At 66.2% G+C, this 23,709-nt stretch carries 21 protein-coding genes; 1 reads left to right on the top strand and 20 read right to left on the bottom strand.

The annotated features are described in order from the left end of the window. Positions 1 to 291 precede the first annotated feature (291 nt). From ppc to rpe, 15 genes are all read right to left on the bottom strand, one after another. Entirely contained in the window at positions 292 to 3,123 is a 2,832-nt protein-coding gene (gene ppc / locus QM588_RS11360) for a phosphoenolpyruvate carboxylase (RefSeq protein ID WP_283313327.1), read from the bottom strand. 51 nt (positions 3,124 to 3,174) lie between these two features. After that, positions 3,175 to 3,408, bottom strand: coding sequence for a preprotein translocase subunit SecG (gene secG / locus QM588_RS11365; protein ID WP_027497008.1), 234 nt, complete (start codon positions 3,406 to 3,408; stop codon positions 3,175 to 3,177). 119 nt (positions 3,409 to 3,527) lie between these two features. Next, the gene (gene tpiA / locus QM588_RS11370; protein WP_283313329.1) at positions 3,528 to 4,313 is read right to left on the bottom strand and encodes a triose-phosphate isomerase; all 786 of its coding nucleotides are present in this window, start codon (positions 4,311 to 4,313) and stop codon (positions 3,528 to 3,530) included. 3 nt (positions 4,314 to 4,316) lie between these two features. After that, positions 4,317 to 5,528 (bottom strand): phosphoglycerate kinase, encoded by a 1,212-nt coding sequence (locus tag QM588_RS11375; protein ID WP_283313331.1) that lies wholly within the window; start codon positions 5,526 to 5,528, stop codon positions 4,317 to 4,319. Between the two features lie 5 nt (positions 5,529 to 5,533). Further along, entirely contained in the window at positions 5,534 to 6,553 is a 1,020-nt protein-coding gene (gap, locus tag QM588_RS11380; RefSeq protein WP_008716538.1) for a type I glyceraldehyde-3-phosphate dehydrogenase, read from the bottom strand. Positions 6,554 to 6,674: 121 nt separating this feature from the next. Beyond that, entirely contained in the window at positions 6,675 to 7,658 is a 984-nt protein-coding gene (gene whiA / locus QM588_RS11385) for a DNA-binding protein WhiA (protein ID WP_027497005.1), read from the bottom strand. Then, positions 7,649 to 8,677, bottom strand: coding sequence for a gluconeogenesis factor YvcK family protein (locus tag QM588_RS11390; RefSeq protein ID WP_283313334.1), 1,029 nt, complete (start codon positions 8,675 to 8,677; stop codon positions 7,649 to 7,651). Before QM588_RS11390 ends, whiA begins: the two co-directional genes overlap by 10 nt. Then, complete coding sequence (rapZ, locus tag QM588_RS11395) at positions 8,674 to 9,540, bottom strand: RNase adapter RapZ (RefSeq protein WP_283313560.1); 867 nt, start codon at positions 9,538 to 9,540, stop codon at positions 8,674 to 8,676. Before rapZ ends, QM588_RS11390 begins: the two co-directional genes overlap by 4 nt. Before the next feature lie 86 nt (positions 9,541 to 9,626). Further along, positions 9,627 to 11,720, bottom strand: coding sequence for an excinuclease ABC subunit UvrC (gene uvrC, locus QM588_RS11400; protein ID WP_283313335.1), 2,094 nt, complete (start codon positions 11,718 to 11,720; stop codon positions 9,627 to 9,629). 80 nt (positions 11,721 to 11,800) lie between these two features. Continuing rightward, positions 11,801 to 12,274, bottom strand: a complete 474-nt coding sequence (locus QM588_RS11405) for a PH domain-containing protein (RefSeq protein WP_283313336.1) — start codon at positions 12,272 to 12,274, stop codon at positions 11,801 to 11,803. Continuing rightward, complete coding sequence (gene ribH / locus QM588_RS11410; protein WP_283313339.1) at positions 12,271 to 12,768, bottom strand: 6,7-dimethyl-8-ribityllumazine synthase; 498 nt, start codon at positions 12,766 to 12,768, stop codon at positions 12,271 to 12,273. The genes QM588_RS11405 and ribH overlap by 4 nt, the downstream gene beginning before the upstream one ends. Beyond that, the gene (locus QM588_RS11415; RefSeq protein WP_283313341.1) at positions 12,765 to 14,105 is read right to left on the bottom strand and encodes a bifunctional 3,4-dihydroxy-2-butanone-4-phosphate synthase/GTP cyclohydrolase II; all 1,341 of its coding nucleotides are present in this window, start codon (positions 14,103 to 14,105) and stop codon (positions 12,765 to 12,767) included. The genes ribH and QM588_RS11415 overlap by 4 nt, the downstream gene beginning before the upstream one ends. Before the next feature lie 87 nt (positions 14,106 to 14,192). Continuing rightward, positions 14,193 to 14,804, bottom strand: a complete 612-nt coding sequence (locus tag QM588_RS11420) for a riboflavin synthase (protein ID WP_027496999.1) — start codon at positions 14,802 to 14,804, stop codon at positions 14,193 to 14,195. Next, a complete protein-coding gene (gene ribD, locus QM588_RS11425) occupies positions 14,805 to 15,797 on the bottom strand; it encodes a bifunctional diaminohydroxyphosphoribosylaminopyrimidine deaminase/5-amino-6-(5-phosphoribosylamino)uracil reductase RibD (RefSeq protein WP_283313561.1) in 993 nt (330 codons plus the stop codon). Between the two features lie 38 nt (positions 15,798 to 15,835). Then, on the bottom strand, positions 15,836 to 16,510 hold the full coding sequence (rpe, locus tag QM588_RS11430) for a ribulose-phosphate 3-epimerase (RefSeq protein ID WP_032387330.1): 675 nt from the start codon (positions 16,508 to 16,510) through the stop codon (positions 15,836 to 15,838). Between the two features lie 36 nt (positions 16,511 to 16,546). On the opposite strand from rpe, the gene QM588_RS11435 reads away from it, so the two are divergent. Continuing rightward, complete coding sequence (locus tag QM588_RS11435; protein WP_283313344.1) at positions 16,547 to 16,936, top strand: MmcQ/YjbR family DNA-binding protein; 390 nt, start codon at positions 16,547 to 16,549, stop codon at positions 16,934 to 16,936. Here QM588_RS11435 and QM588_RS11440 read toward each other — a convergent pair whose 3' ends face one another. The 5 genes from QM588_RS11440 to metK all read right to left on the bottom strand — a co-directional run bounded on the left by QM588_RS11440 (position 16,937) and on the right by metK (position 23,673). Continuing rightward, positions 16,937 to 18,406: an RsmB/NOP family class I SAM-dependent RNA methyltransferase gene (locus QM588_RS11440; protein WP_283313345.1), complete on the bottom strand. Its 1,470-nt coding sequence runs from the start codon at positions 18,404 to 18,406 to the stop codon at positions 16,937 to 16,939. Then, positions 18,403 to 19,326: a methionyl-tRNA formyltransferase gene (gene fmt / locus QM588_RS11445; RefSeq protein WP_283313346.1), complete on the bottom strand. Its 924-nt coding sequence runs from the start codon at positions 19,324 to 19,326 to the stop codon at positions 18,403 to 18,405. Before fmt ends, QM588_RS11440 begins: the two co-directional genes overlap by 4 nt. Positions 19,327 to 19,413: 87 nt before the next feature. After that, positions 19,414 to 20,097 (bottom strand): PadR family transcriptional regulator, encoded by a 684-nt coding sequence (locus QM588_RS11450; protein WP_283313563.1) that lies wholly within the window; start codon positions 20,095 to 20,097, stop codon positions 19,414 to 19,416. A 237-nt stretch (positions 20,098 to 20,334) separates the two neighbouring features. Next, positions 20,335 to 22,302: a primosomal protein N' gene (locus tag QM588_RS11455; protein ID WP_283313566.1), complete on the bottom strand. Its 1,968-nt coding sequence runs from the start codon at positions 22,300 to 22,302 to the stop codon at positions 20,335 to 20,337. Between the two features lie 156 nt (positions 22,303 to 22,458). Continuing rightward, positions 22,459 to 23,673: a methionine adenosyltransferase gene (metK, locus tag QM588_RS11460; protein WP_283313348.1), complete on the bottom strand. Its 1,215-nt coding sequence runs from the start codon at positions 23,671 to 23,673 to the stop codon at positions 22,459 to 22,461. Between the last annotated feature and the right edge of the window lie 36 nt (positions 23,674 to 23,709).

Genomic DNA, 23,709 nt, shown 5'->3' on the forward strand with positions numbered 1-23,709 from the left:
TCCACAGCTGACAGCACACGTACTGCGGCGTCGATTCAGGAGATTCACTCCCCTGAATCGGCGCCGCTGTCGTTCGAACCAGTGCCGTTCGAACCGCTGGCGTCCCCGCCACCCGTGGACTCGCCGACGGCACCGAGCCCGTCTCGGATGTCTGCATACCGCGACCGAGCGACCACCCGATACGCCGTTCCGTCCCGCCACGCACCGAGAGTGTTTCTGCACGTCCTCATACCCGATTGGACGCGGACCGTCGGCCACCGGTTCCGTGGCGCGCCTCAGCGGTACGTACGGCTAGCCGCTGTTGCGTAGTGCCGTGGCCAGGCCGTTCATCGTCAGCAGGATTCCCCGTTTGACCCGTTCGTCGTCGTCACCGTTGCGGTATCGACGCAACATCTCGACCTGCATCTGGTTGAGAGGTTCCAGGTACGGGAACCGGTTGTGTACCGATCGCTCCAGTGCCGGGTTGTCCTCCAGCAGGCGGCTGTGGCCGGTGATCCTCAGATACATCCGAACGGTGGTGGCGTGTTCGGCCTCGATCATGCCGAAGATACGTGCGCGAAGGTCGGCGTCGGGCACGAGTTCTGCATAGCGAGCGGCGATGCCCAGATCGGACTTGGCCATGACCTGCGCCAGGTTGGACAGCACAGTGCGGAAGAACGGCCACTTCCGATACAGATCCGCGAGTACCTCCAGCTTGGATTCGTCGTCACCGACCCACTCCTCGAAGGCCGATCCGGTGCCGTACCAACCGGGCAGCATGACGCGGCACTGACTCCACGACATCACCCACGGGATGGCCCGGAGGTCGTACACGGAATTCGTCGGCTTGCGTGACGCCGGACGCGACCCGATGTTGAGCTCGCCGACCTCGGCGACCGGTGTGGACGTGCGGAAGTACTCGACGAAGCCGGGCTCCTCGTGCACCAGCCGGCCGTACGCTGCCCGAGCCTTGGCCGCGAGATCGTCCAGAACGTCGTAGGCGGCCTCCGCGCCGTCACCCAACCCTTCGAGGTCGAGCAGCGTCGATTCGAGTGTGCCCGCGACCAACGATTCGAGGTTGCGTCGCGCCATCGACGGTTCGGCGTACTTCGCTGCGATGATCTCGCCCTGCTCGGTGAGCCGTAGCGATCCCTGCACCACACCGGGCGGTTGCGCCAGGATTGCGTCGTAACTGGGGCCGCCGCCGCGCCCGACGGTTCCACCGCGACCATGAAAGAGCCGCAACCGAATTCCTGTCTTACGGGACGCTTCGAGAAGGTCGAGTTCGGCTCGGTAGAGCGCCCAGTTGGCCGCGAGATAGCCACCGTCCTTGTTCGAGTCCGAATACCCGAGCATGACCTCCTGGTTCATGCCTCGACCGGCCACGAGAGCGCGGTAGATCGGAACGTCGAGAGTGGCGAGCAGTGTCGCGGCACCCTGTTGCAGGTCCTCGATGGTCTCGAAGAGCGGCACGACACCCACCGTTGAGGTAGGCGCCGAACCATCGACGCCGGGATCGAAGATCCCCGCCTCCTTGAGCAGCAGGGCCGCCTCGAGCATGTCACTGACGGACTGACACATGCTGATGATGTAGTTCTGAACGGTGTCCGGGCCCAGGTGGTCGATGGCCTCCTTGGCCGCCTTGACGATGCCCAGTTCCTTCGCAGCCAGGTCGCTGAGTTGCGCAGTGGGCCCGATCAAGGGACGCCGAGTGGCGAGTTCGTGCGAGAGCACCGAGACGCGCTCGTCCTCACCGAGCGACCGATAGTCCTGATGAACCCCGGCCCAGGCCAACAGCTCCGCGACTACTTCCTCGTGGGTCTCGGAGTTCTGACGCATGTCCAACGCCTGGAGATGAAATCCGAACGTCTCGACCGATTGCCGGAGTCGAAGAAGTCGATCGTCGGCGATCAGACCGTCTCCGTCGGCCCGGAGCGCGCGGTCGAGAGTGTCGAGATCGTCGAGGACTTCCTGCGGGCTCGCATACTGGTTGGCACCGAGATCGATTCCGGACACCGGAACCGCATCGAGCACCGCCCGTGCCGTTGCTGTCAGACGGGCCCGAATACCGACAACGGCAACACGGTACGGTTCGTCGGCCCGGCGATCGTCCGGTTCCGCCGACGCCTCGGCCAGAGCTTCCAGTTCCTCGGTGACCGCGACCAGCCGCGCGGACATCGACAACTCTTTCTCCAGCGCAACCAGTTCGTCGAGGTAATGCTCGAACGCCACGTAACCGGCCTGATGGGTGGCCGTGTGAACCACCTCGCCGGTCACGTTGGGGTTACCGTCGCGGTCTCCACCGATCCAGGACCCCGGCCGAAGTATCGGCCGAGGCAGCAGGTCGTCCTCTGGCCATCGCGCTCGCAGCGCCGCTCGGACATCGGCATTGAGGGCAGGCATGACATCGAACAGCGAGGACTCGAAGTACCGCAGACCCACTTCGATCTCGTCTTGAATGCGCAACCGCGACAACCGAATCAGGGCGGTTTCCCACAGCGTCAGCACCTGCCTGCGAATCTGCACGTCGATCGCGGCCAGTTCCTTGGCGGCTCCGGCGGCCTTGCCCTCCGGGGCAGCCGACGCGACCTCGCGACGACGCATCAGTGCGGTGATCTTCGACTGGACGTCGAACACCGTTCGACGACGTGTTTCGGTGGGGTGCGCGGTGATGACCGGTGCCACCAACGCGTCGGTCAGCGCTGCAGCAACCTGCTCGCGCGACGGAGCGGCGGCGTCGATCTTCGACCACGTTGCGTCCAGGCTGCTGTCCTGCGGCGGGTCTCCGTTGTCCAGATGGATGGCTCTCCGACGCTCACGGTGGAGATCCTCGGCCAGGTTCGCCAGCAACGAGAAGTGGCTGAACGCGCGGATCAACGGAACAGCTCGAGCCACTTCGACATCGGTGTACCGGCCGACAGAGTCGTCGCGTTCGATCTCCGAACGGCGCACCGCGAAGGATTCCACTCGCGCGGACTCGATGAGCTCGAAGACCTCGTCGCCCTCGTGTTCGCGAATGATCTCACCGAGGATGCCGCCGAGATAGCGGATGTCCTCCCGCAGCGGCTCGGTCAACTCTCGCCCGCGAGCTGTCGGTGTGACGAATGCCGGGGAACCGACTGACTCGTAAGAGGATTCGCTCATCCCCCCAGTATCGTCGCTCGGCCGTCAACTCGCACTCGGAGCCGGGACGGATCAGGTGTACTTGATCTCGAGACCGATCCCGAGGATCGCGATGAGCCAGATGAGGCCGGTGAAAACGGTGAGGCGGTCGAGGTTCTTCTCGACGACCGTGGAGCCGGACAGACTGGACTGCACGCCGCCACCGAACAAGCTGGACAGACCGCCACCTTTGCCGCGATGCAGCAGGATCAGCAAGATCAGCGCCAGGCTGGTGATGACCAGCAGAATATCCAGAAACAGATCCATGTCCACCTCAAACTCGATTCGATGCCCTCAGCAGCCTACCTGGCCCCACGAACGACTTCGGACACCCCGCCGAAGCGAGGTGTCCGAACCCGTTCTGTGCAGCGGTGACAAATGACCGATCAGGGCAAGGGTCCGCCTGCGGCGATCGCCGACAGAGTCGCGAACTCGTCCGCCTTGAGCGACGCTCCACCGACCAGGGCACCGTCGACGTCCGGCTGGCCGACGATCTCGCCGACGTTCTTGGCGTTGACCGAACCGCCGTACAGCACGCGGACGCCCGCGGCGACCTCGGCCGACGCCAATTCCTTCAATTCCTCCCGGATGGCACCGCACACTTCCTGAGCGTCCGACGCCGAGGCCACGCGTCCCGTGCCGATGGCCCACACCGGCTCGTAGGCGATGACCACCTTGGCGATGTCGTCGGCCGAGAGGCCCTCGAGCGAACCGCGGAGCTGAGCCACGTTGTAGGCCACGTGCTCACCGGCCTCACGAATGTTCAGACCCTCGCCGATGCACACGATCGGAGTCAGCCCGTTCTTCAGGGCAGCCTTCGTCTTCGCCAGCACGAGGGCGTCGTCCTCGCTGTGCAACGTGCGTCGCTCGGAGTGCCCGACCACGACGAAGGTGCATCCCAGCTTGGCCAGCATCGATCCGCTGATCTCGCCCGTGAACGCACCGCTGTCCTCGGCGGAGACGTCTTGAGCGCCGTAGGTGAGCAGGAGTTTGTCGCCTTCGATCAGCGTCTGGACGCTGCGGATGTCGGTGAACGGCGGAATGACCGTCACGTCCACCTTGTCGAAGTACTTCTCGGGCAACGAGAAGGCGATCTTCTGTACCAGGGAGATGGCCTCGAGGTGGTTGAGGTTCATCTTCCAGTTGCCCGCGATGAGCGGCTTACGTGCCATGCGTTACGCCTCCAGGACGGATAGACCGGGCAGCTGCTTGCCCTCGAGGTATTCGAGGGATGCACCACCACCGGTGGAGATGTGCGAGAAGCCGTCGTCGGGCAGCCCGAGGGTGCGTACCGCAGCCGCGGAATCACCGCCGCCGACCACGCTGAACGCGCCCTTCTCGGTGGCTCCGACGATCGCTTCGGCGATGCCCTTGGTGCCGGCCGAGAACTTGTCGAACTCGAAGACGCCTGCAGGTCCGTTCCAGAAGATCGTCTTCGCATTGGACAGCACGACGGCGAAACGACTGACCGAGTCCGGTCCGATGTCCAGACCCATCCAGCCGTCCGGAATTTCGGAGGCCTTGACGGTCTTGGACTCGGCGTCGGCCGCGAACTTGTCTCCCACGACGATGTCGACAGGAAGGTGGATCACGTCGCCGAAGCGCTCGAGCAGGTCCTTGCAGACCCCGATCTGGTCCTCCTGAAGCAGCGAGTTACCGACCGAATAGCCCTGTGCGGCAAGGAAAGTGAATGCCATGCCGCCGCCGATGACGAGCGTGTCGACCTTGGGAGCCAACGCCTCGATGACGCCGAGCTTGTCCGAGACCTTGGAGCCGCCGAGCACCACCGCGTACGGACGCGCGGCATCCTCGGTCAGCTTGGCCAACACCTCGACCTCGGCCGCGACAAGAGTGCCCGCGTAGTGCGGCAGCAGCTGCGCCACGTCGTAGACCGACGCCTGCTTACGGTGCACGACGCCGAATCCGTCGGAGACGAACGCGGCATCGTCGCCGGCGAGAGCAACGAGCTCGCGAGCCAGAGCGGCTCGCTCGGACTCGTCCTTGCTGGTCTCCCGCGGATCGAAGCGGATGTTCTCGAGCAGCAGTACGTCGCCGTCGGTCAGGCCCTCGGCGCGTGCCTCGGCGTCCTGACCCACCACGTCTCCTGCGAGCTGGACGTGCCGACCGAGCAGGTCACCGAGCTTGGCAGCGACCGGAGCCAGACTGTACTTCGCATCGGGCTTGCCGTCGGGGCGACCGAGGTGAGCGGTGACGATGACCTTGGCACCGGCCTCGACCAGTGCACGAAGGGTCGGAATCGACGCCTGGATGCGGCCGGGGTCGGTGATCGTGCCGTCCTCGAGCGGGACGTTGAAGTCCGATCGCACGAGGACGCCACGTCCTTCGACACCGGCATCGAGCAGATCCTGCAGTGTCTTGACAGCCATCGGTGTCAGAGGGACTTGCCGACGAGACCGATGAGGTCGGCGAGGCGGTTGGAGTAGCCCCACTCGTTGTCGTACCAGGACACGATCTTCACCTGATCGTCGATGACCTTCGTCAGCGGTGCGTCGAAGATCGACGAGTGCGGATCGGTGACGATGTCCGAGGACACGATCGGATCGGTGTTGTACTTCAGGATGCCCTTCAGCGGGCCCTCGGCAGCAGCCTTCATCGCGGCGTTGATGTCCTCGGCGCTGGCCTTCTTCTTCAACAGTGCAGTGAGGTCGGTGACCGAGCCGGTGGGGATCGGGACCCGGAGCGCGTATCCGTCGAGCTTGCCGAGCAGCTGCGGGAGAACCAGGCCGATGGCCTTGGCTGCACCGGTACCGGTGGGCACGACGTTGAGAGCTGCAGCGCGGGCGCGACGCAGATCGCTGTGCGGGCCGTCCTGCAGGTTCTGATCCTGCGTGTACGCGTGAATCGTGGTCATCAGACCCGAGACGATGCCGAACTCGTCGTCGAGAACCTTGGCGATGGGGCCGAGGCAGTTGGTGGTGCACGACGCGTTGGAGATGATGTTCTGGCTGCCGTCGTACTTGTCGTCGTTGACGCCCATCACGATGGTGATGTCCTCGCCCTTGGCGGGCGCGGAGATGATGACCTTCTTGGCACCGGCGTCGATGTGACCCTGAGCCTTGGCAGCGTCGGTGAAGATGCCGGTGGACTCGACGACGACGTCGACACCCAGGTCACCCCACGGAAGTGCGGACGGGCCCTCGCGCAGCGACAGCGCCTTGATCTTCTGTCCGCCGACGACGATGGTGTCCTCGCCCTCGAGCGAGACATCGTGCGGCAAGCGGCCCAGGATCGAGTCGTACTTGAGCAGGTGTGCGAGCGATGCGTTGTCGGTCAGGTCGTTGACAGCAACGATTTCGATGTCGGTGGTACCGAGCGCCTTCTGCGCGTCGACAGCCCTGAAGAAGTTACGCCCGATGCGGCCGAAGCCGTTGACGCCTACCCGGATCGTCACTGTTCGCTCCTAAAAGTTGTGAAAACAAATGTCTGGTCGTGCCTGCATGCGGGGTGCCACACGCGGTTCCTACCCTAGTGTGCGCTCCGGCGGAGCGCGCGCATCACTCCATCGAGGCGCTCTACGCCTCGTCGAGCAGCTCCGCGGTCACTGCCGACTCGGTGTCGGGTATCCCGGTCTCCTTCGCTTTCCGATCGGCCATGGACAGCAGGCGCCGAATCCGCCCGGCCACCGCATCCTTGGTCATCGGCGGATCGGCCAACTGGCCGAGCTCCTCCAGTGAGGCCTGCCGGTGCTGGACCCGAAGCGAACCGGCAGCAGCAAGATGATCGGGTACGTCGTCGCCGAGAATGTGCAGGGCCCGCTCGACGCGTGCGGCGGCCGCAACCGCGGCCCGAGCGGACCGGCGCAGATTGGCGTCGTCGAAGTTGGCCAGTCGGTTGGCGGTGGCCCGCACCTCGCGACGCATCCGGCGTTCCTCCCACACCAGCCGGGTGTCCTGAGCGCCCATGCGCGTGAGCAACGCTCCGATTGCCTCGCCGTCTCGTACGACGACGCGATCGGTGCCGCGCACTTCACGTGCCTTGGCTGCCACTCCGAGGCGCCGAGCGGCACCGACGAGGGCGAGCGCCGCTTCGGGCCCGGGGCAGCTGATCTCGAGCGCGGACGACCGGCCCGGCTCGGTGAGTGAGCCATGAGCGAGAAAAGCGCCGCGCCACGCGGCCTCGGAGTCGCCGACCGTACCGCCCACGACCTGAGCGGGCAGGCCGCGGACAGGACGTCCGCGGAGGTCGAGCAACCCGGTCTGGCGGGCCAGAGCCTCACCGTCCTTGGCCACGCGAACCACGTAACGCGACGTCTTGCGCAGGCCGCCGGCACTGAGCATGTGGACGTCGGAGGAGTAGCCGTACAGCTCGAAGATCTCGCGTCGCAGCCGCCGTGCGATGGAGCCGAGATCCACCTCGGCCTCCACCACCACTCGACCCGCGACGATGTGCAACCCGCCGGCGAAACGCAGCAGCGCGGACACCTCGGCCTTGCGGCAGCTGACCTGACTGACGGTGAGCCTGCTCAGCTCGTCCTTGACCTCCGCTGTCATGGCCACGAAGTGATCCCCTCTCTGCGCGCCGCTGTCGGTACCGAGCCGTCGGTGGACGACACGATGGCTCCGAGAGCAGCAGCCAGCTTTCCGTAATGATGTGCGTGAGTGCCGGTTTCGGCAACGTCGACGTAGACGACCCCAGCGCCGAGCCGGGCAGCGGCGCGCGCAACGTGCTCGCGGTTGCTGCCCTCCGGGACCGAGGCGGAATCGACCAACACGTGGTCGATTCCCAAATCAGGTGCGTGTTGGGAGAGTACGTGGACATGTCGCTCGGCGGAGAATCCGGTGGTCTCCCCCAGCTCCGGTGCCAGGTTGAGGACCAGTACCTTGGGCGCGCTCGTGCGCGCCAGTGCAGCGAGCTGATCCGGCACCAGAACGTGAGGAATGACGCTCGAGAACCACGATCCTGGACCGAGCACGACCAGGTCCGCCGCGGCGATGGCGGCCAGCGCCGCCGGCGTCGCCGGCGGATCCGGTGGCAACAGCCGCACGCGTCGAACCTTGCCGGGCGTCGTGGCGACAGCGACCTGACCGCGAATGACGCGACTCACGCGTGGGTCGTCTTCGAGGCCGGACACATCGGCTTCGATATCGAGCGCAATCGGTGACATCGGGAGCACTCGTCCGTCGATACCGAGCATGTGCACCATCTCGTCGAGGGCAGCTATCGGGTCGCCGAGTACTTCGGTCAGCCCGGCGAGAACCAGATTTCCCACCGAGTGGCCGGCCAATGCACCGGTGCCCCCGAATCGGTGCTGAATGACGTCGGTCCACAGCTGGGTCCTGGCGTCCGAGCGTGCCAGGGCAGCCAGCGCCATCCGCAGATCGCCGGGCGGGATGACGCCGAGTTCCGCCCGCAGACGACCCGAGGACCCGCCGTCGTCGGCGACCGTCACCACGGCAGTGACATCGCTGCTGAGCAGTCGAGCAGCCGACAACGTCGCGTACAAGCCGTGGCCGCCGCCCAGCGCGACGATCTTGGGACCCGAACCCGATAGCGGAAGGTGCGGAGTATCGCTCATTCGCGGCCCAGATCACGGTGCAAGACGCGGACCGATACGTCCCCCTGCTCGGCGAGAATGCCGGCCAGGGCCTCCGTCATCGCGACGCTTCGGTGTTTTCCTCCGGTGCAGCCCACGGCCACCGTCATGTATCGCTTGCCTTCCCGCACGTATCCCTCGATGGTCAGATTCAACAGGTGCGTGTACGTCTGCAAGTAGTCGTGCGCCCCGTTCTGTTCGAGGACGTAGTCGCGTACGTCTGCGTCCTGACCGGTGTGCTCGCGCAGCACGGGCACCCAGTGCGGATTGGGCAGAAAACGCACGTCGCAGACCAGGTCGGCATCCATCGGTAGCCCGTACTTGAAGCCGAACGATTGGACCGTCACGCCGACGCCGACCGTGTCGGCGGATCCGAAGACTGTTTCGATCTTGCGGCGAAGTTGGTGCACCGACAGCGAGGTCGTGTCGACGGTCAGGTCGGCGGCGGCCTTGACCTGCGCGAGCCGGAGACGCTCGGCGGTGATCCCCTCGGTGAGAGTTCCGTCCTGGCCGTCGTTCTGCAACGGGTGACTGCGCCGATTCGATTCGAATCGCTGGACCAGCACGGCGTCGGACGCATCCAGGAACAGCACGCGATTGCGCACACCCTTGGAGTCGAGTTCCTTGACCACCCAGCCCAGGTCGCCGGTGAACAGACGGCTGCGCACGTCCATCACCAGTGCGAGACGCTCGATACGGGGCTGCGACTCCAGCCCGAGATCGACCATCTTGGAGATGAGCTCGGGCGGCAGGTTGTCGGCCACGTACCAACCCAGATCTTCGAGAATTTTGGCGGCCGTGCGCAACCCGGCACCGGATACGCCCGTGACCAACGCCACTTCAATGCCGTCGTGCGGCGAGTCGGCCCGCTCGTCGGGGTTTCCGGGGTGCGGCTCGGACGGAGGGTGTGCCTGTGTCTGGTGTTCGCTCACTACGAAGCCTGTCCCGCCGATTCCACACGCGGTTCGATCGCATGGTCGGCCGTGTTCTCGCCCGGTGTCGTTGCCGTTGCGCTGTCATCATCGCCTACATCGGCCCCGCTCGGGTCGGAACCCAATGCGGCCAGCACCGACTTGGCGGTGGTCGCGCCGATTCCGGGGACCTCGACGATCTCTTCGACGGTTGCCTTCTTGAGATTGGCCACCGATCCGAAATGCGCCACCAGCGCGGTTCTCCTCGACTCGCCGAGCCCGCGTACCGAGTCGAGGGCCGACGCAGTCATACGGCGTGATCGCTTGCTTCGATGGAAGGTGATGGCAAATCGGTGCGCCTCGTCGCGCACTCGCTGCAGGAGGTACAGGGATTCGCTCGTGCGCGGCAGGATCACCGGATCCTCCTCCCCCGGTACCCACACTTCTTCCAGTCGCTTCGCAAGCCCGACGACGGCGACGTCGGTGACACCGAGTTCGTCCAGCACTGCTGCCGCCGCTGCGACCTGAGGGGCACCGCCGTCGACGACGAAGAGGTTGGGCGGATAGGCGAACCTGCGTGGCCTACCGGTCTGGGGATCGAGCGCGGCTTCGGGAGCCAGATCGCCGCCGCCGCCAACAGCGTTGGCTCCGTCCGCAGAATGACGGAGGAAACGACGTCGGGTCACCTCGGCGATGCTGGCGACGTCGTCGGAATGCCCGTCGCCTGCCGCTTCCTTGATCGCGTAGTGGCGGTAGTCGCTCTTGCGAGGCAATCCGTCCTCGAACACGACCAGTGACGCGACCACATCGGTGCCCTGCACGTGCGAGATGTCGATGCATTCGATTCTCAGCGGTGCAGAATCCAGATCGAGTGCCTCCTGAATGCCTTGCAGCGCAGCAGATCTCGAAGTGAAATCACCCGCGCGCTTCAGCTTGTGCTGCTGCAGGGCCTCTTTGGCGTTACGTTCGACGGTCTCGGCCAGTGCCTTCTTGTCGCCGCGCTGCGGAACCCGCAACGTGACATTGGATCCACGCAACTCGCTGAGCCACACCTGTACTTCGTCGGCGTTGTCCGGCAACACCGGCACCAGAACCTCGCGAGGAACGGCGTTGGACCCGCCGTCGTCGGCGCCCGGGGTCTGCGCGGACAACGCTGCCTGTTCGCCGTAGAACTGAGTGAGGAACTGTTCGACGAGGGCGGGGAGGTCGGCCTCGTCCTGTCGTTCGATCACCTCACCCGCCTTCTCGACCACCCACCCGCGTTGTCCCCGGACGCGGCCGCCTCGGACGTGGAAGACCTGAACGGCGGCTTCGAGGGCGTCGGTGGCGAACGCGACCAGATCTGCGTCGGTACCGTCACCGAGCACCACGGCCTGCTTCTCCAACGCCCGACGCAGAGCGCCCACGTCGTCACGTAGCCGTGCGGCGGTCTCGAAATCGAGATCTTCCGAGGCCGCCTGCATCTTCTTCTCCAGCTGCCGCACGAGCTTGTCGGTCTTGCCGGCAAGGAAGTCGCAGAAGTCCTCGACGGTACTGCGGTGCTCTTCGGCACTGACGCGTCCCACACACGGTGCCGAGCACTTGTCGATGTACCCGAGCAGACAGGGTCTACCGATCTGGTTGTGCCGCTTGAACACTCCGGTCGAGCATGTTCGGGCCGGGAACACGCGCAGCAGAAGATCCAGGGTCTCGCGGATGGCCCAGGCATGAGCGTAGGGACCGAAGTACCGCACACCCTTACGGCGGGGTCCGCGGTACACGAACAGACGTGGGAATTCCTCGTTCATCGTCACCGCGAGCATCGGATAGCTCTTGTCGTCGCGGTAGCGGACGTTGAATCGTGGATCGAATTCCTTGATCCAGTTGTACTCGAGCTGCAGTGCCTCGACCTCGGTGGTGACCACCGTCCACTCCACGGACGCCGCGGTGGTGACCATCTGCCGGGTCCTCGGATGCAGCGAGGCCACGTCGGCGAAGTAGGAATTGAGCCGACTGCGCAGGCTCTTGGCCTTGCCTACGTAGACGACCCGACCATGCGGATCGCGAAATTTGTACACGCCCGGTTCCACCGGGATGGTTCCGGTTGCCGGACGATAGGTAGCGGGATCGGACACGCCTTCCACGTTAGCGGTCGGGTCCGACGTTCTCCGCATCTCCAGCTCAGCAGCGGTGCACGAGAGCGTGCAGCAACAAGTCAGTCCTGATCGACGTGAGCGGGCGCGTATTCGCGCTCTAGCGCACGGAACTTCCGAACGGCCGCGACGGCGTGCTCACGATCGTTGGACTGGATGGCCATCACATTGATGAACTCGTCGTCGGGGATGTCGACCCTGGCCCACATCGCCCCGTCGGGAAAAGACATGCCACGAACGAGATCCCACTCGATCATTCGCTCCGAGAACACGTTTCGGACCGCCACACCTGCCGGGCCGACGCGAATGCGCGGGCGGGTGAGCAGCAGGGCCAGGCCCGCCAGCAGCACGCCTATCCCAGCCATCGCCAGCTGATCGGCGGTCCTGAAGTAGACCCCGGTCGGCGATACCCGAAGCAGCACCGCGACTGTCGAGTGAGCGACGACGAGCAACACCGCGGCGGCGATCGCGTATCGGGCCGACTTACGGGACTTCACTTCCATGTCCCATTCGGACGGGGATTCGTCGCGCGTCATTGGAAGTCCTGATTCGTCCACGGTTGCCGGAGATGCTTGAGGGTCAAGGCCGTGTCGATGGCGGCCGCGGTGGCCTGCCCGCCCTTGTCCTCGAACGAGTCGGGCAGGCCGGCGCGATCGAGCGCCTGCTGCTCGTCGTTGGTGGTGAGCACCCCGTTGGTGACCGGAGTGCCCTCGTCGAGCGACACCCGTGTCAAGCCTGCCGTGACGGCATCGCAGACGTACTCGAAGTGCGGCGTGCCGCCGCGGATGACCACGCCGAGGGCGACGACGGCATCGTGGGTGCGAGCCAGGGCCTGGGCGACGACGGGTAGTTCGATGGCACCGGCAACGCGAATGACCGTGACGTCGCGTACCCCGGCGGATTCGGCCTTGCGGAGCGCACCGGCGAGCAGCGCCTCGGAGATCGTCCGATGCCACTGACCGGCCACGACAGCCAACTTCAGTTCACTTGCGCCTGCGAGCTGGAGGGTGGGTTCGCCGTCGCCGCTCATGGATTGACCCCGTTCTCGTGGACAGGAGTGGAGCTTGCGGAACGACCGTTGTCACCAGGAGTGGAGCCTGTGGGGCCTGTGGGGCCTGTGGGGCCATTTTGCTCGAAATCGTCGAGGCCGACCAGGTCGTGGCCCATACGGTCGCGTTTGGTGCGCAGGTAGGTGAGGTTTTCGGCGTTGGCGCGCAACGGCATCGGCACCCGTTCCGTGACGTGCAGGCCGTAGCCGTCGAGCCCGACTCGTTTGGCCGGATTGTTGGTGAGCAGGCGCATCGACGAGACCCCGAGGTCGACGAGGATCTGCGCACCGATTCCGTAGTCGCGCGAGTCCGCGGGCAGACCGAGTTGCAGGTTGGCGTCGACGGTGTCCGAGCCTGCGTCCTGGAGCTGGTAAGCCTGCAGTTTGTGCAGCAGGCCGATTCCGCGTCCTTCGTGTCCTCGCATGTACAGCACGATTCCCCGGTCCTCGGCGGCCACCATTTCGAGAGCGGCGTCCAGCTGTGGGCCGCAGTCGCAGCGCAACGATCCGAAGACGTCGCCGGTGAGGCATTCGGAGTGCACCCGGACCAGAACGTCGCTGCCGTCGGCGTCGGGGCCGGAGATGTCGCCGCGCACCAGCGCGACGTGCTCGACCTCGTCGTAGATGCTCTGGTAACCGACGGCTCGGAAGGTGCCGTGGCTGGTGGGGATTCGCGCGTCGGCGACACGGACGACGTGCTTCTCGTGCTTACGACGCCACGCGATCAGGTCGGCGATGGAGATCAGTGCGAGGTCGTGTTCGTCGGCGAACACCCGAAGCTCGTCGGTCTGCGCCATCGCGCCCTCGTCCTTCTGGCTGACGATCTCGCAGATGACTCCGGCGGGCCGGAGGTCGGCCATGCGGGCGAGGTCCACTGCCGCCTCGGTGTGCCCGGGGCGCCGCAGAACGCCGCCTTCCTTGGCGCGCAACGGGACGACATGACCGGGACGAGTGAAATCGTTCGCACCGGTGTCGGGGTCCGCGAGCAGGCGCATCGTGGCTGCTCGGTCGGAGGCGGAGATACCGGTTCCGATACCTTCTCGTGCGTCGACGGTGACGGTGTACGCCGTTCCGTGTTTGTCCTGGTTGGTGGCGAACATCGGTGGCAGCCCGAGTCGGTCGCAATCCTCACCGGACAACGGGACACAGAGGTAGCCCGAGGTGTAGCGGACCATGAAGGCAACCAGTTCCGGGGTGGCCTTCTCGGCGGCGAAGATGAGGTCGCCTTCGTTCTCGCGGTCCTCGTCGTCGACGACCACCACTGCTTTGCCCGCAGCGATGTCCGCAACTGCGCGCTCGATACTGTCGAACCTGGTCACGAAAGTGCGCTCCATAGGTCTCGGGCCTGGCTCAGCACCCTGGAAATGTCTCCGATGCACCGTTACCTGCGTGCACTTCAACAGTACTTACTGTGCGTCGATCGCCTGCAGCCGCTCCACGTACTTGGCGATGACGTCGACTTCGAGGTTGACCGGTGATCCCACCTCGGCTGTGCCGAGTGTGGTCAGGTCGAGGGTGGTGGGGATCAGCGAGATCTCGAACCAGTGCCCGCCGTCGTCGACTCCGAGCCCGGACACGGTGAGCGAGACACCGTCGACCGTGATGGATCCCTTCTCGACGACGTACCGCGCTACCGACGTGGGCATGGTGATGCGCACGACGGTCCAGTTCTCGGACGGGCTGCGTCCGGCTACCGTGCCGGTTCCGTCGACGTGTCCTTGGACGAGGTGCCCGCCGAGTCGGCTACCGAGTGCCGCTGCGCGTTCGAGGTTGACGCGACTGCCGACATCCAGAGCGCCGAGGCTCGATCGATTCAACGTCTCCTGCATGACGTCGGCGGTGAATCCGCCGTCGGGAAGTACTTCGACGACGGTCAGACACACTCCGTTGACCGCGATGGAATCCCCGTGGCCGGCATCGGAGGTCACCACCGGACCCCGGACGGTGAAGCGAGCGGCATCGGGCAGTTCGTCCTTGGCCACGATCTCGCCCAGCTCTTCGACGATTCCGGTGAACATCTACTTCGCTCCTTCGGGCACGACACTCAGAAGAACGTCGTTGCCGATCATGGTGACTGTCTCCGTGCGGAACCGAATTGCGTCGGCAATTGTTCCGATTCCCGCATTCTCCACCGCGGCGGGGCCGGTGCCCAACACCGCAGGTGCGAGGTAGGCGACGACGCGGTCCACGAGACCGGCGGCGAGGAACGCGCCGGCCAGAGTCGGGCCACCTTCTATCTGGATGTCGGTGTGGTCGCCGAGTGCCTCGATCACCGCAGCCGGGTCGTGTGTGTCGAGAAACACCGTCGTGGCCTCCGGACCGCGGATCGCGGCGGTGGCCGGTATCGGCCTCGAACCGACGACGACTCGAACCGGCTGATGCGGTGCCAGGGTGCCGTCGGCGCGACGGGCGGTCAGCCGTGGATCGTCGGCCAGCACGGTGCCGGTTCCGACGACGATGGCATCGAGCTTGGCCCGCTCGACGTGGACGTGCGCCCGTGCCTGCGGACCCGTGATCCACTGGCTCGTTCCGTCGGCAGCCGCGCTACGTCCGTCGAGTGTCGCGGCGTACTTCCAGGTGACGTGTGGCCGTCCGGTGCGTTGTTTGTGCAACCAGGCCCGCAGTGGCCCCTGCTGTACCTCGCGCGCACCGACGCCCTGTTCGACGCGAATCCCGGCGTTCCGCAGTGCGTCCGCCCCGCCGGACGCGAATGGGTTCGGATCCGCCACCGCGAAGACGACCGACGCGACTCCGGCTGCGACAAGGGCCTGCGAGCACGGTCCGGTGCGGCCCGTGTGGTTGCACGGCTCGAGTGTCACTACGGCGGTGCCGCCGCGTGCACGGTCGCCGGCTTCGGTGAGTGCGACGATCTCGGCGTGCGGGCCGCCGGGTGGACGGGTGGAGCCGGTGCCCACCACGACGCCGCGGGCGTCGAGGATCACGGCACCGACAGCGGGGTTGGGGCTGCTGATGCCCCGAGCGGCCTCGGACGCGTCGACGGCCAGAGCCATCGCCTCGACGACCGACACGGCCGGGCCCGGGGCGTCGGTCACGACAGGTGGTGCGATGCGCGGGCGGCCCGGCCGCGGAGATCACGCACTGCGGCGGCGGGATCGGCGGTGTTGTACACGGCCGAACCGGCCACGAAGCAATCGATGCCGGCTTCGGCGGCCTGTTCGATGGTGTCGGAGTTGATGCCGCCGTCGATCTCGACCACCAATCGTAGGTCCCCGGAATCGACAAGTGCCCGAACAGCTTTGGCCTTGGACAGCACTTCGGGCATGAACGACTGCCCGCCGAAACCGGGTTCCACACTCATCACCAGCAGAGTGTCGAAGTCGCGCAGAATCTCCAGGTAGGGCTCGATCGGGGTACCCGGCTTCACGGACAGGCCGGCTTTCGCACCGGCGGCCCGGATGTCGCGCGCCACGGCGGTGGGGTCATCCGTCGCCTCGGCGTGGAACGTGACGTTGTACGCCCCGGCCTCGGCATACGGCGGAGCCCAGCGCGCCGGATCCTCGATCATCAAGTGGCAATCGAGGGGAATGCTCGTTGCTTTCAGCAGACTCTCCACCACCGGAAGCCCGAGGGTGAGGTTGGGAACGAAATGTGCATCCATGACGTCGACGTGGAGCCAATCGGCCCCCGCGACGGCATCTGCTTCGGCGGCGAGGCGCGCGAAATCGGCGGACAGAATCGAGGGAGCGATCATCGGGGAAACCACGACTGGTGAGCCTAGTCGAGCCGGTATCGTGCCGACATGGCCACCATGGACTCCGCGAGCGCCATCCTCGCCGAACTGCCCGACATCACCGAAAGCGTTCGGTACGGGCATTCCGCCTGGGGCGTCGGTAAGAACGTGTTCGCGTGGGTACGGCCGTTCAGCAAGGCGGACCTGAAGCGATTCGGTGACGAGACCCCGCCCGGAGGACCCGTCCTCGCCGTCCGCACCGCCGACCTGCACGAGAAGGAAGCCATCCTCGCCGCACATCCGCGTTCGTGCTTCACGATCCCGCACTTCGACGGGTTCTCCGCCGTCCTGATCGACGTCGACAACGCCGAGAACGACGAACTGCGCGAACTCCTAGTCGACGGGTGGCTGGTGTACGCACCCGCTGACGTGGCCGAGGCGTTTCTGGCCGGAGGGTGATCAGACCGGCTTGCGCAGCGCCGCCATGAACATCGCGTCCGTGCCGTGCCGATGTGGCCACAGTTGCACCGACGTGCCGTCGCCCAGTTGCGGTACGCCCGGCACGAGCGCGCGGGTATCGAGTTGTTCGACGCCGTAACGGCGAACCGCGTCGGCGACGACGGCCGTCGTTTCGGACAGATGCGGCGAGCATGTCGAGTACAGCACCACTCCGCCCGGCCGGACCAGGTCGATCGCGGCCGCCAGCAGTTCCTTCTGCAGGGTGACCAATGCCGCCACGTCGGACGGTTGGCGACGCCACCGCGCTTCGGGGCGACGACGCAACGCTCCGAGACCGGTGCACGGCGCGTCGACGAGTACGCGGTCGTAACCCGCGTCGAGTCCGGAGTCGCGGCCGTCGACGGTGTGGACCGTCACCGGTAGGTCTTTGGTGGTCTTGGACACGAGTTCGGCGCGGTGCGGGGTCGGCTCGACGGCGTCGACCCGTGCGCCGTCGATCTCCGCCAGGGCACCGAGTAGGGCGGCCTTGCCGCCCGGACCGGCGCACAGGTCCAACCATCGGCCGCCGTCGTCGCCGAGCAACGGTGCCAACGTCAGCGCGCGCCCGACGAGCTGGCTGCCCTCGTCCTGAACTCCGGCCAGACCGTCGCGGACGGCATCGAGCTTGCCGGGGTCGCCGCCGTCGAGGTGCACCGCATACGGCGAGTACGGGCCTTCCTCTCCCCCGGTGATCAGCGCCAATTCTTCGGCGGAAATCTCTCCCGGTCGCGCGACGAGGTGGACCGAGGGACGCGCGTCGTCTGCCTCGAGCACCGCGGCGAGTTCGCCGGCATCTGCTCCGAGCGCATCGGCGAAGGCCTGCGCGATCCACTTGGGATGGGCGTATTCGAATGCCAGGTGACCGACCGGATCCGCCGTCGTCGCCGGTGCCAGCTCGTCTACCCACTGCGCTGCGGTTCGCTCGGACACCCGTCGCAGCACGGCGTTGACGAAACCTGCCTTGCCGGAACCGAATTCGGAGCGCGCGAGATCTACCGAGGTGGCGACGGCAGCGTGCGGGGCAACCCGGGTGCGCAGCAGCTGATAGGACCCGAGCCGAAGGATGTCGAGCAGTGGCCCGTCGATCTCTGCGGCAGGCCGTCCTGCGGCGTGCGCGATCACTGCGTCGAGCACACCCCGGGCGCGAGATGCGCCGTAGGCGAGTTCGGTGGCCAGAGCGGCGTCGCGCGAGTCCAACTTGCGCTCGCGCAGCAACCCGGGCAGTACCAGGTTCGCGTATGCATCGCGCTCGCGAACTGCTTTGAGCACGTCTCTGGCCGCGAGCCGCGCCGGATCGATCGCGTCGACCGCACGGGGTCCGGTGCCCTGCGGGGGCCGGTTCCCTTTGGGTCCACGCGCCCCCGGCGACTTCTTGACGTACTTGCGGGGCTGGCTCGACTCGCGCTTACGAGGCCTGTCGGGCTCTGTCATCGTGCCACCGCCGTATCGTCCAGCCGAGCGCCGCGCGCCCAGTCGAGTGCCCTCATGACCTTCTTGCCCTGAGGTTGAATGTCACCGAGAACGACTGCGCTGGTTCCGGTTCCGATGTGTACACCGGTCTTGCGTACGTCGATCCTTCCCGGCTCCAACGTGTCCGGCGACAGCTGTACCGGAGCGATCTTGACGCGGAGATCACCGATGGTCGTCCACGCTCCCGGGGCCGGGGTGACGGATCTGATGTGGCGGTCGACGAATGCCGCGGATCGCGTCCAGTCGATGCGGGCGGCATCTACCGTCACTTTGCTCGCGTAGGAAACACCGTCCTCGGATTGCGGTAGCGCTGCCGCCGTTCCGTCCTCGATCGCGTCCAACGTCGCGGAGAGCAAATCTGCTCCGCTCGATGCCAACCGCCCGAGCAGATCACCGGTGGTATCGGAATCCCGAATCCGTTCGGTGGTGACGCCGAGTACCGGACCGGTGTCCATCCCGACGTCGAGAAGGAACGTCGATGCTCCTGTGACGTCGTCACCTGCGGCGATAGCGGCCTGAACCGGTGCCGCGCCACGCCACGCGGGCAGCAGTGAGAAATGCAGATTGATCCAGCCGTATCGAGGTATGTCGAGTACCTGTTGCGGCAACAACGCGCCGTACGCAACGACCGGGCATACGTCGGGCGCGAGGTCGATCAGCTCTGCCACGAACTCCGGGTCCGACGGTCTCGCGGGAGTGAGTACCGGAATGCCGTGCTCGTCTGCCAACTGTCCGACGGGCGAGCGTACGGTCTTGCGTCCACGGCCGGCAGCGGCGTCGGGCCGGGTGACCACGGCGACCACCTCGTGCCGTTCGGACTCCACCAGTCGCGCGAGTGACGGGACCGCGGGTTCCGGTGTTCCGGCGAAGACGACGCGCACTGAAGGCAACTCCCTGGGATGGACGAAACGATGTCGGTTGTCCATCCTAGGGACTCACGGTGGCGTGCGACGATTCCGCACCGACGATCACGTCGCGTCGGTACTGTCGGGGCTCTCGGAAGCGTCCTCGGCAAGGATGCGGTACAGCGATCGGCGCGCCTCGACGAGGATTTCCGCCGCCTGATCGACCTGACGCGCGGTGCCGACTCCGGCCACCTGTCCGGCCGCTCCCATCAATTGTCCGATCAGCGCCCGAAGATCACGAGCATCGATGCCGACGGAATCGGCGACGTCGTCCCATGGACTGCCGAGATCTGCTCGGTGGTCGTCGACATGACGCCTACCTTCGGCGGTCAGTGCTGCAGTCTTGCGGCCGGCGACCTTGTCGATCAGCACTAGACCCTCGTCCTCCAGCTGCGACAGGGCCGGGTAGATCGATCCCGGACTCGGCTTCCAGGTGCCGCTGCTCTTCTCGGCGATCTGCTGGATGAGTTCGTAACCGTGCATCGGCCGGTCCTCGAGCAGCAGGAGGATCGCAGCGCGCACATCGCCACGTCGGCCCCGACCACCTCGGCCCCGACCTCGACCGAAGTCGGCGTTCGGCCCGAAACCGCCGGCCCCGATACCACCGGGCCACATACCGTCACGTCCCCGCCCGACAGGACCTCCCCCACGTCTGCCGCGTTCTCCGTGACCTCTCCTTCCTCGTCCCCTCTCGTGTCGTTCTCCGTCTTCTGCCGGGCCGTGCTCGTCGTCCTGAGCAACCCACATCTGGAACGGCGCGCCACGTCGGCGCGGGTCTCCGTGCCGATTGCTTGCGAAAGGTCCCATCCGGGGACCTCCGCGGCGTCCGAATTCGTGTGCAAAGCCTTCGAATGCGTAGTTCATCTCGTCCTCCTTCGTATCGATTGAACAAGTCGACGATATATCGACAATAGGACTTTGACAAGACCCCGAGGTTGCCTCTCTATCTGGACGACGGGAACGCGACAGGACAGTGAAAGCCCATCACCCGATCCGAATGGGATCGATCTGAATCCGTACGCCCGCGCCGAGCTTCTTGGCGCTTCGGGACGCCTGCGCAGTCGACAGGGCTCGAGCAAGCGCTGCTCCGGTGCTTCGAGGAACACGGATCAAGAGCCGCTGCACGTCTCCGGACAACCCGTCCTCGCTGCTCCCTGCCGGTGCTCGTTGACCGTCCGGGAGATCGACGGGACCCAGTACCTCCACCGTCTCGGGTAGATCTGCACTGTCGACCAACGCTGTGATCGCGTCGGTGGTCCCGTCGATCGCCGCCACGTGAACGGCAGGTGGAAACCGCACCTCGACTCGTTCGTCCAGCTGACTGCGCGCGTGCCACAGCGGATCCCAGCGCACCAGGGCCTGGACGGTGGGAATCTCGGACTCGGCCACCACGACCACACGTCCCCCGGCCGCCCCGGGCCGAACCATCGCCGCAGCCGTCATCCAGCGACGCAGTGTCTCTTCTGCCGCACGCAGATCCGCACGGCCCAGCAGCGCCCAACCGTCGAGCAGCAACGCAGCGCCGTATCCGCCGTCCACGGTCGGCTCGGCACCGACGGTCGACACCACGAGCGAGCCACCGGGGCGCACGGTATCGAGGACGGTCGCCCCGCCGGAATTGTGTATCGGCACGCCAGGGAAGGCGCGGCCGAGCTCCTCGGCCGTGCGTCCCGCTCCGATCACCACCGCGCGCAAGTTGCGAGACCCGCAGACCGTGCAACGGTGTGCGGCATCGGCGATTCCGCACCAGGAACACGTCGGGCTGCCCGCGCCGTCGCTGCCCGGAGCCGAGGGCAGGGCGAGCGGACCGTTGCAGCGTCGACACCGAGCCGGATGGCGGCACTTCGCACACGCCAGCGACGGAACGTAGCCGGCGCGTGGAACCTGAACCAGCACCGGGGTATCCGCTTTCAACGCCGCACGCGCGGCCTCGAACGCGATCGCCGGTAGACGCGCGACCCGGGCTGCCGGATCCCGAGCGAGGGCGTGGTCCGAGTCGGCCAGCGCGACCACATGAGGTTGCCGTTCACGCACCAGCTCACGTGGGGCAACCAGATCGTGGGCCCAGCCGGAATCGACGAGGGCCTCGGCCTCGGCCGTCCGGGAGTGTCCGCCGACGACGACCGCGGCTCCCGACACGTGCGCGCGGAGCAACGCCACCTCACGTGCATGCGGATACGGTGAGCGCGGTTCGGCGAAACTGTCGTCGCCGTCGTCCCAGATCGCGATCAAGCCGAGGTTCGACACGGGCGCAAAGACCGCACTGCGGGTCCCCACCACGACCACGGGGCCCGACCTCAGACCTCGCAACCACTGCCGGTACCGCTTGGCCGGTCCCAACCCGGCCGACAGCGCCACCACGCGGTCGGTCCCGACTGCCGCGGCGCATGCACCCTCCAGACGATCGAGATCCCGCTGATCGGGCACCACGACCACTGCGGACCGTCCGCTTCCCACGGTGACGGCAGCCAATTCGGCCAGTCGAGCGGGCCACACCTCGCCGGGTAGGGCCTGCCACACGGCACGCGGAACACGGTGCTCGGCAAGGGCATCGAGGAAGTTGGAGCCATGGGTATAGGCGGCCCAACCCGTCCGGTCGATGACGGGCTCTCCTGCCTCGTCGACCACTGGAGGCGGCTCCGCCTCGACCCGTGCATGGCGAGCCGGAACGGCCAGGCGCAGCACATCCGCTCGCGTTCCTGCGTAGCGATCGGCCACCGCCGACACCAACTCGGCGATCTCGGGAGTCAGAACGCGCTCGGCGGACACGACCCGGTCGAGCCAGCCGAGACGACCGGGATGGTCGGTCTCGGCCAACCTGGCCAGTACGAACCCGTCGACGAGCCGACCGGCAAAACGCACCCGCACCCGCACGCCGGGCTGGGCATCGTCGCTGGCTTCCTCGGGAACGAGGTAGTCGAACTCGCGGTCGAGGTGCGGCAGCGGGAGCATCGGAAGAATGCGCGCGATCGGCAGATCGGTTGCCGCTACCGGCGTCACACCAGCCACCGCACCTCCTTCTCGATCGTCACCCCACACTCGTCGTGGGAGCACCGAGCCGGTGCGAACAGGCTACGTGCGGCAGCACCGCTGCCGGAGTCGAGGGACCTACAGGCCGGCCGCATCCCGGAGCTTGTCGGCGCGATCGGTGGATTCCCACGGAAGGTCGATGTCGGTACGTCCGAAGTGACCGTACGCGGCCGTCTGCGCGTAGATCGGGCGCAACAGGTCGAGGTCGCGGATGATGGCACCGGGGCGGAGGTCGAAGACCTCGCTGATCGCCGCCTGAATACGCGCGGGATCGGTCTTCTCGGTGCCGAACGTCTCGACGAACAGACCGACCGGTGCCGCCTTGCCGATCGCGTAGGCCACCTGCACCTCGATGCGATCGGCCAAACCGGCTGCGACCGCATTCTTGGCGACCCACCTCATCGCGTATGCGGCGCTGCGGTCGACCTTCGACGGGTCCTTGCCCGAGAATGCTCCACCGCCGTGCCGAGCCATGCCGCCATACGTGTCGACGATGATCTTTCGACCGGTCAGACCGGCGTCTCCCATCGGACCACCGAGCACGAACTTCCCGGTGGGATTGACCAGCAACCGGACGTTCGAGGTGTCGAGAGTCGGTACGTCCAGCTCTGCGAGTACCGAGCCCAGAACCTTCTCGCGGATGTCGGGAGCGAGCAGGTTGTCGAGGTCGATGTCAGCTGCGTGCTGCGTCGAGATCACGACGGTATCGAGACGAACGGCGTCGTCGCCGTCGTACTCGATGGTGACCTGGGTCTTGCCGTCCGGGCGCAGATACGGCAGCACACCGCTCTTGCGGACCTCGGTCAGTCTCCGAGAAAGCCTGTGCGCCAACGCAATCGGCAGTGGCATGAACTCGGGTGTATCGGTGTTGGCGTAACCGAACATCAATCCTTGATCGCCGGCACCCTGACGGTCGATCTCGTCGTCGGACAATCCCTCGACGCGAGCCTCGTGCGAATGGTCGACGCCCTGCGCGATTTCGGGCGACTGCGCGCCGATGGCGACGTTCACACCACAGGAGTTTCCGTCGAATCCCTTGGCGGACGAGTCGTACCCGATCTCGAGCACCTTCTCGCGCACGATCTTCGGGATGTCCGCATAGGCGGTGGTGTTCACCTCACCTGCGACATGGACCTGGCCCGTGGTGACGAGCGTCTCCACCGCCACTCGGGCTCGCGGATCCTCGGTCAGCAGAGCGTCGAGGATGGAATCGCTGATGGCGTCACAGATCTTGTCTGGATGACCTTCTGTAACGGACTCGCTGGTGAAAAGCCGACTACCGGACTTGCTCACGGACTTCCTCTCGACGCATGTTCTTGCCCGACCCGA

Source organism: Rhodococcus sp. IEGM 1354, assembly GCF_030056855.1.
GTDB lineage: Bacteria > Actinomycetota > Actinomycetes > Mycobacteriales > Mycobacteriaceae > Rhodococcoides.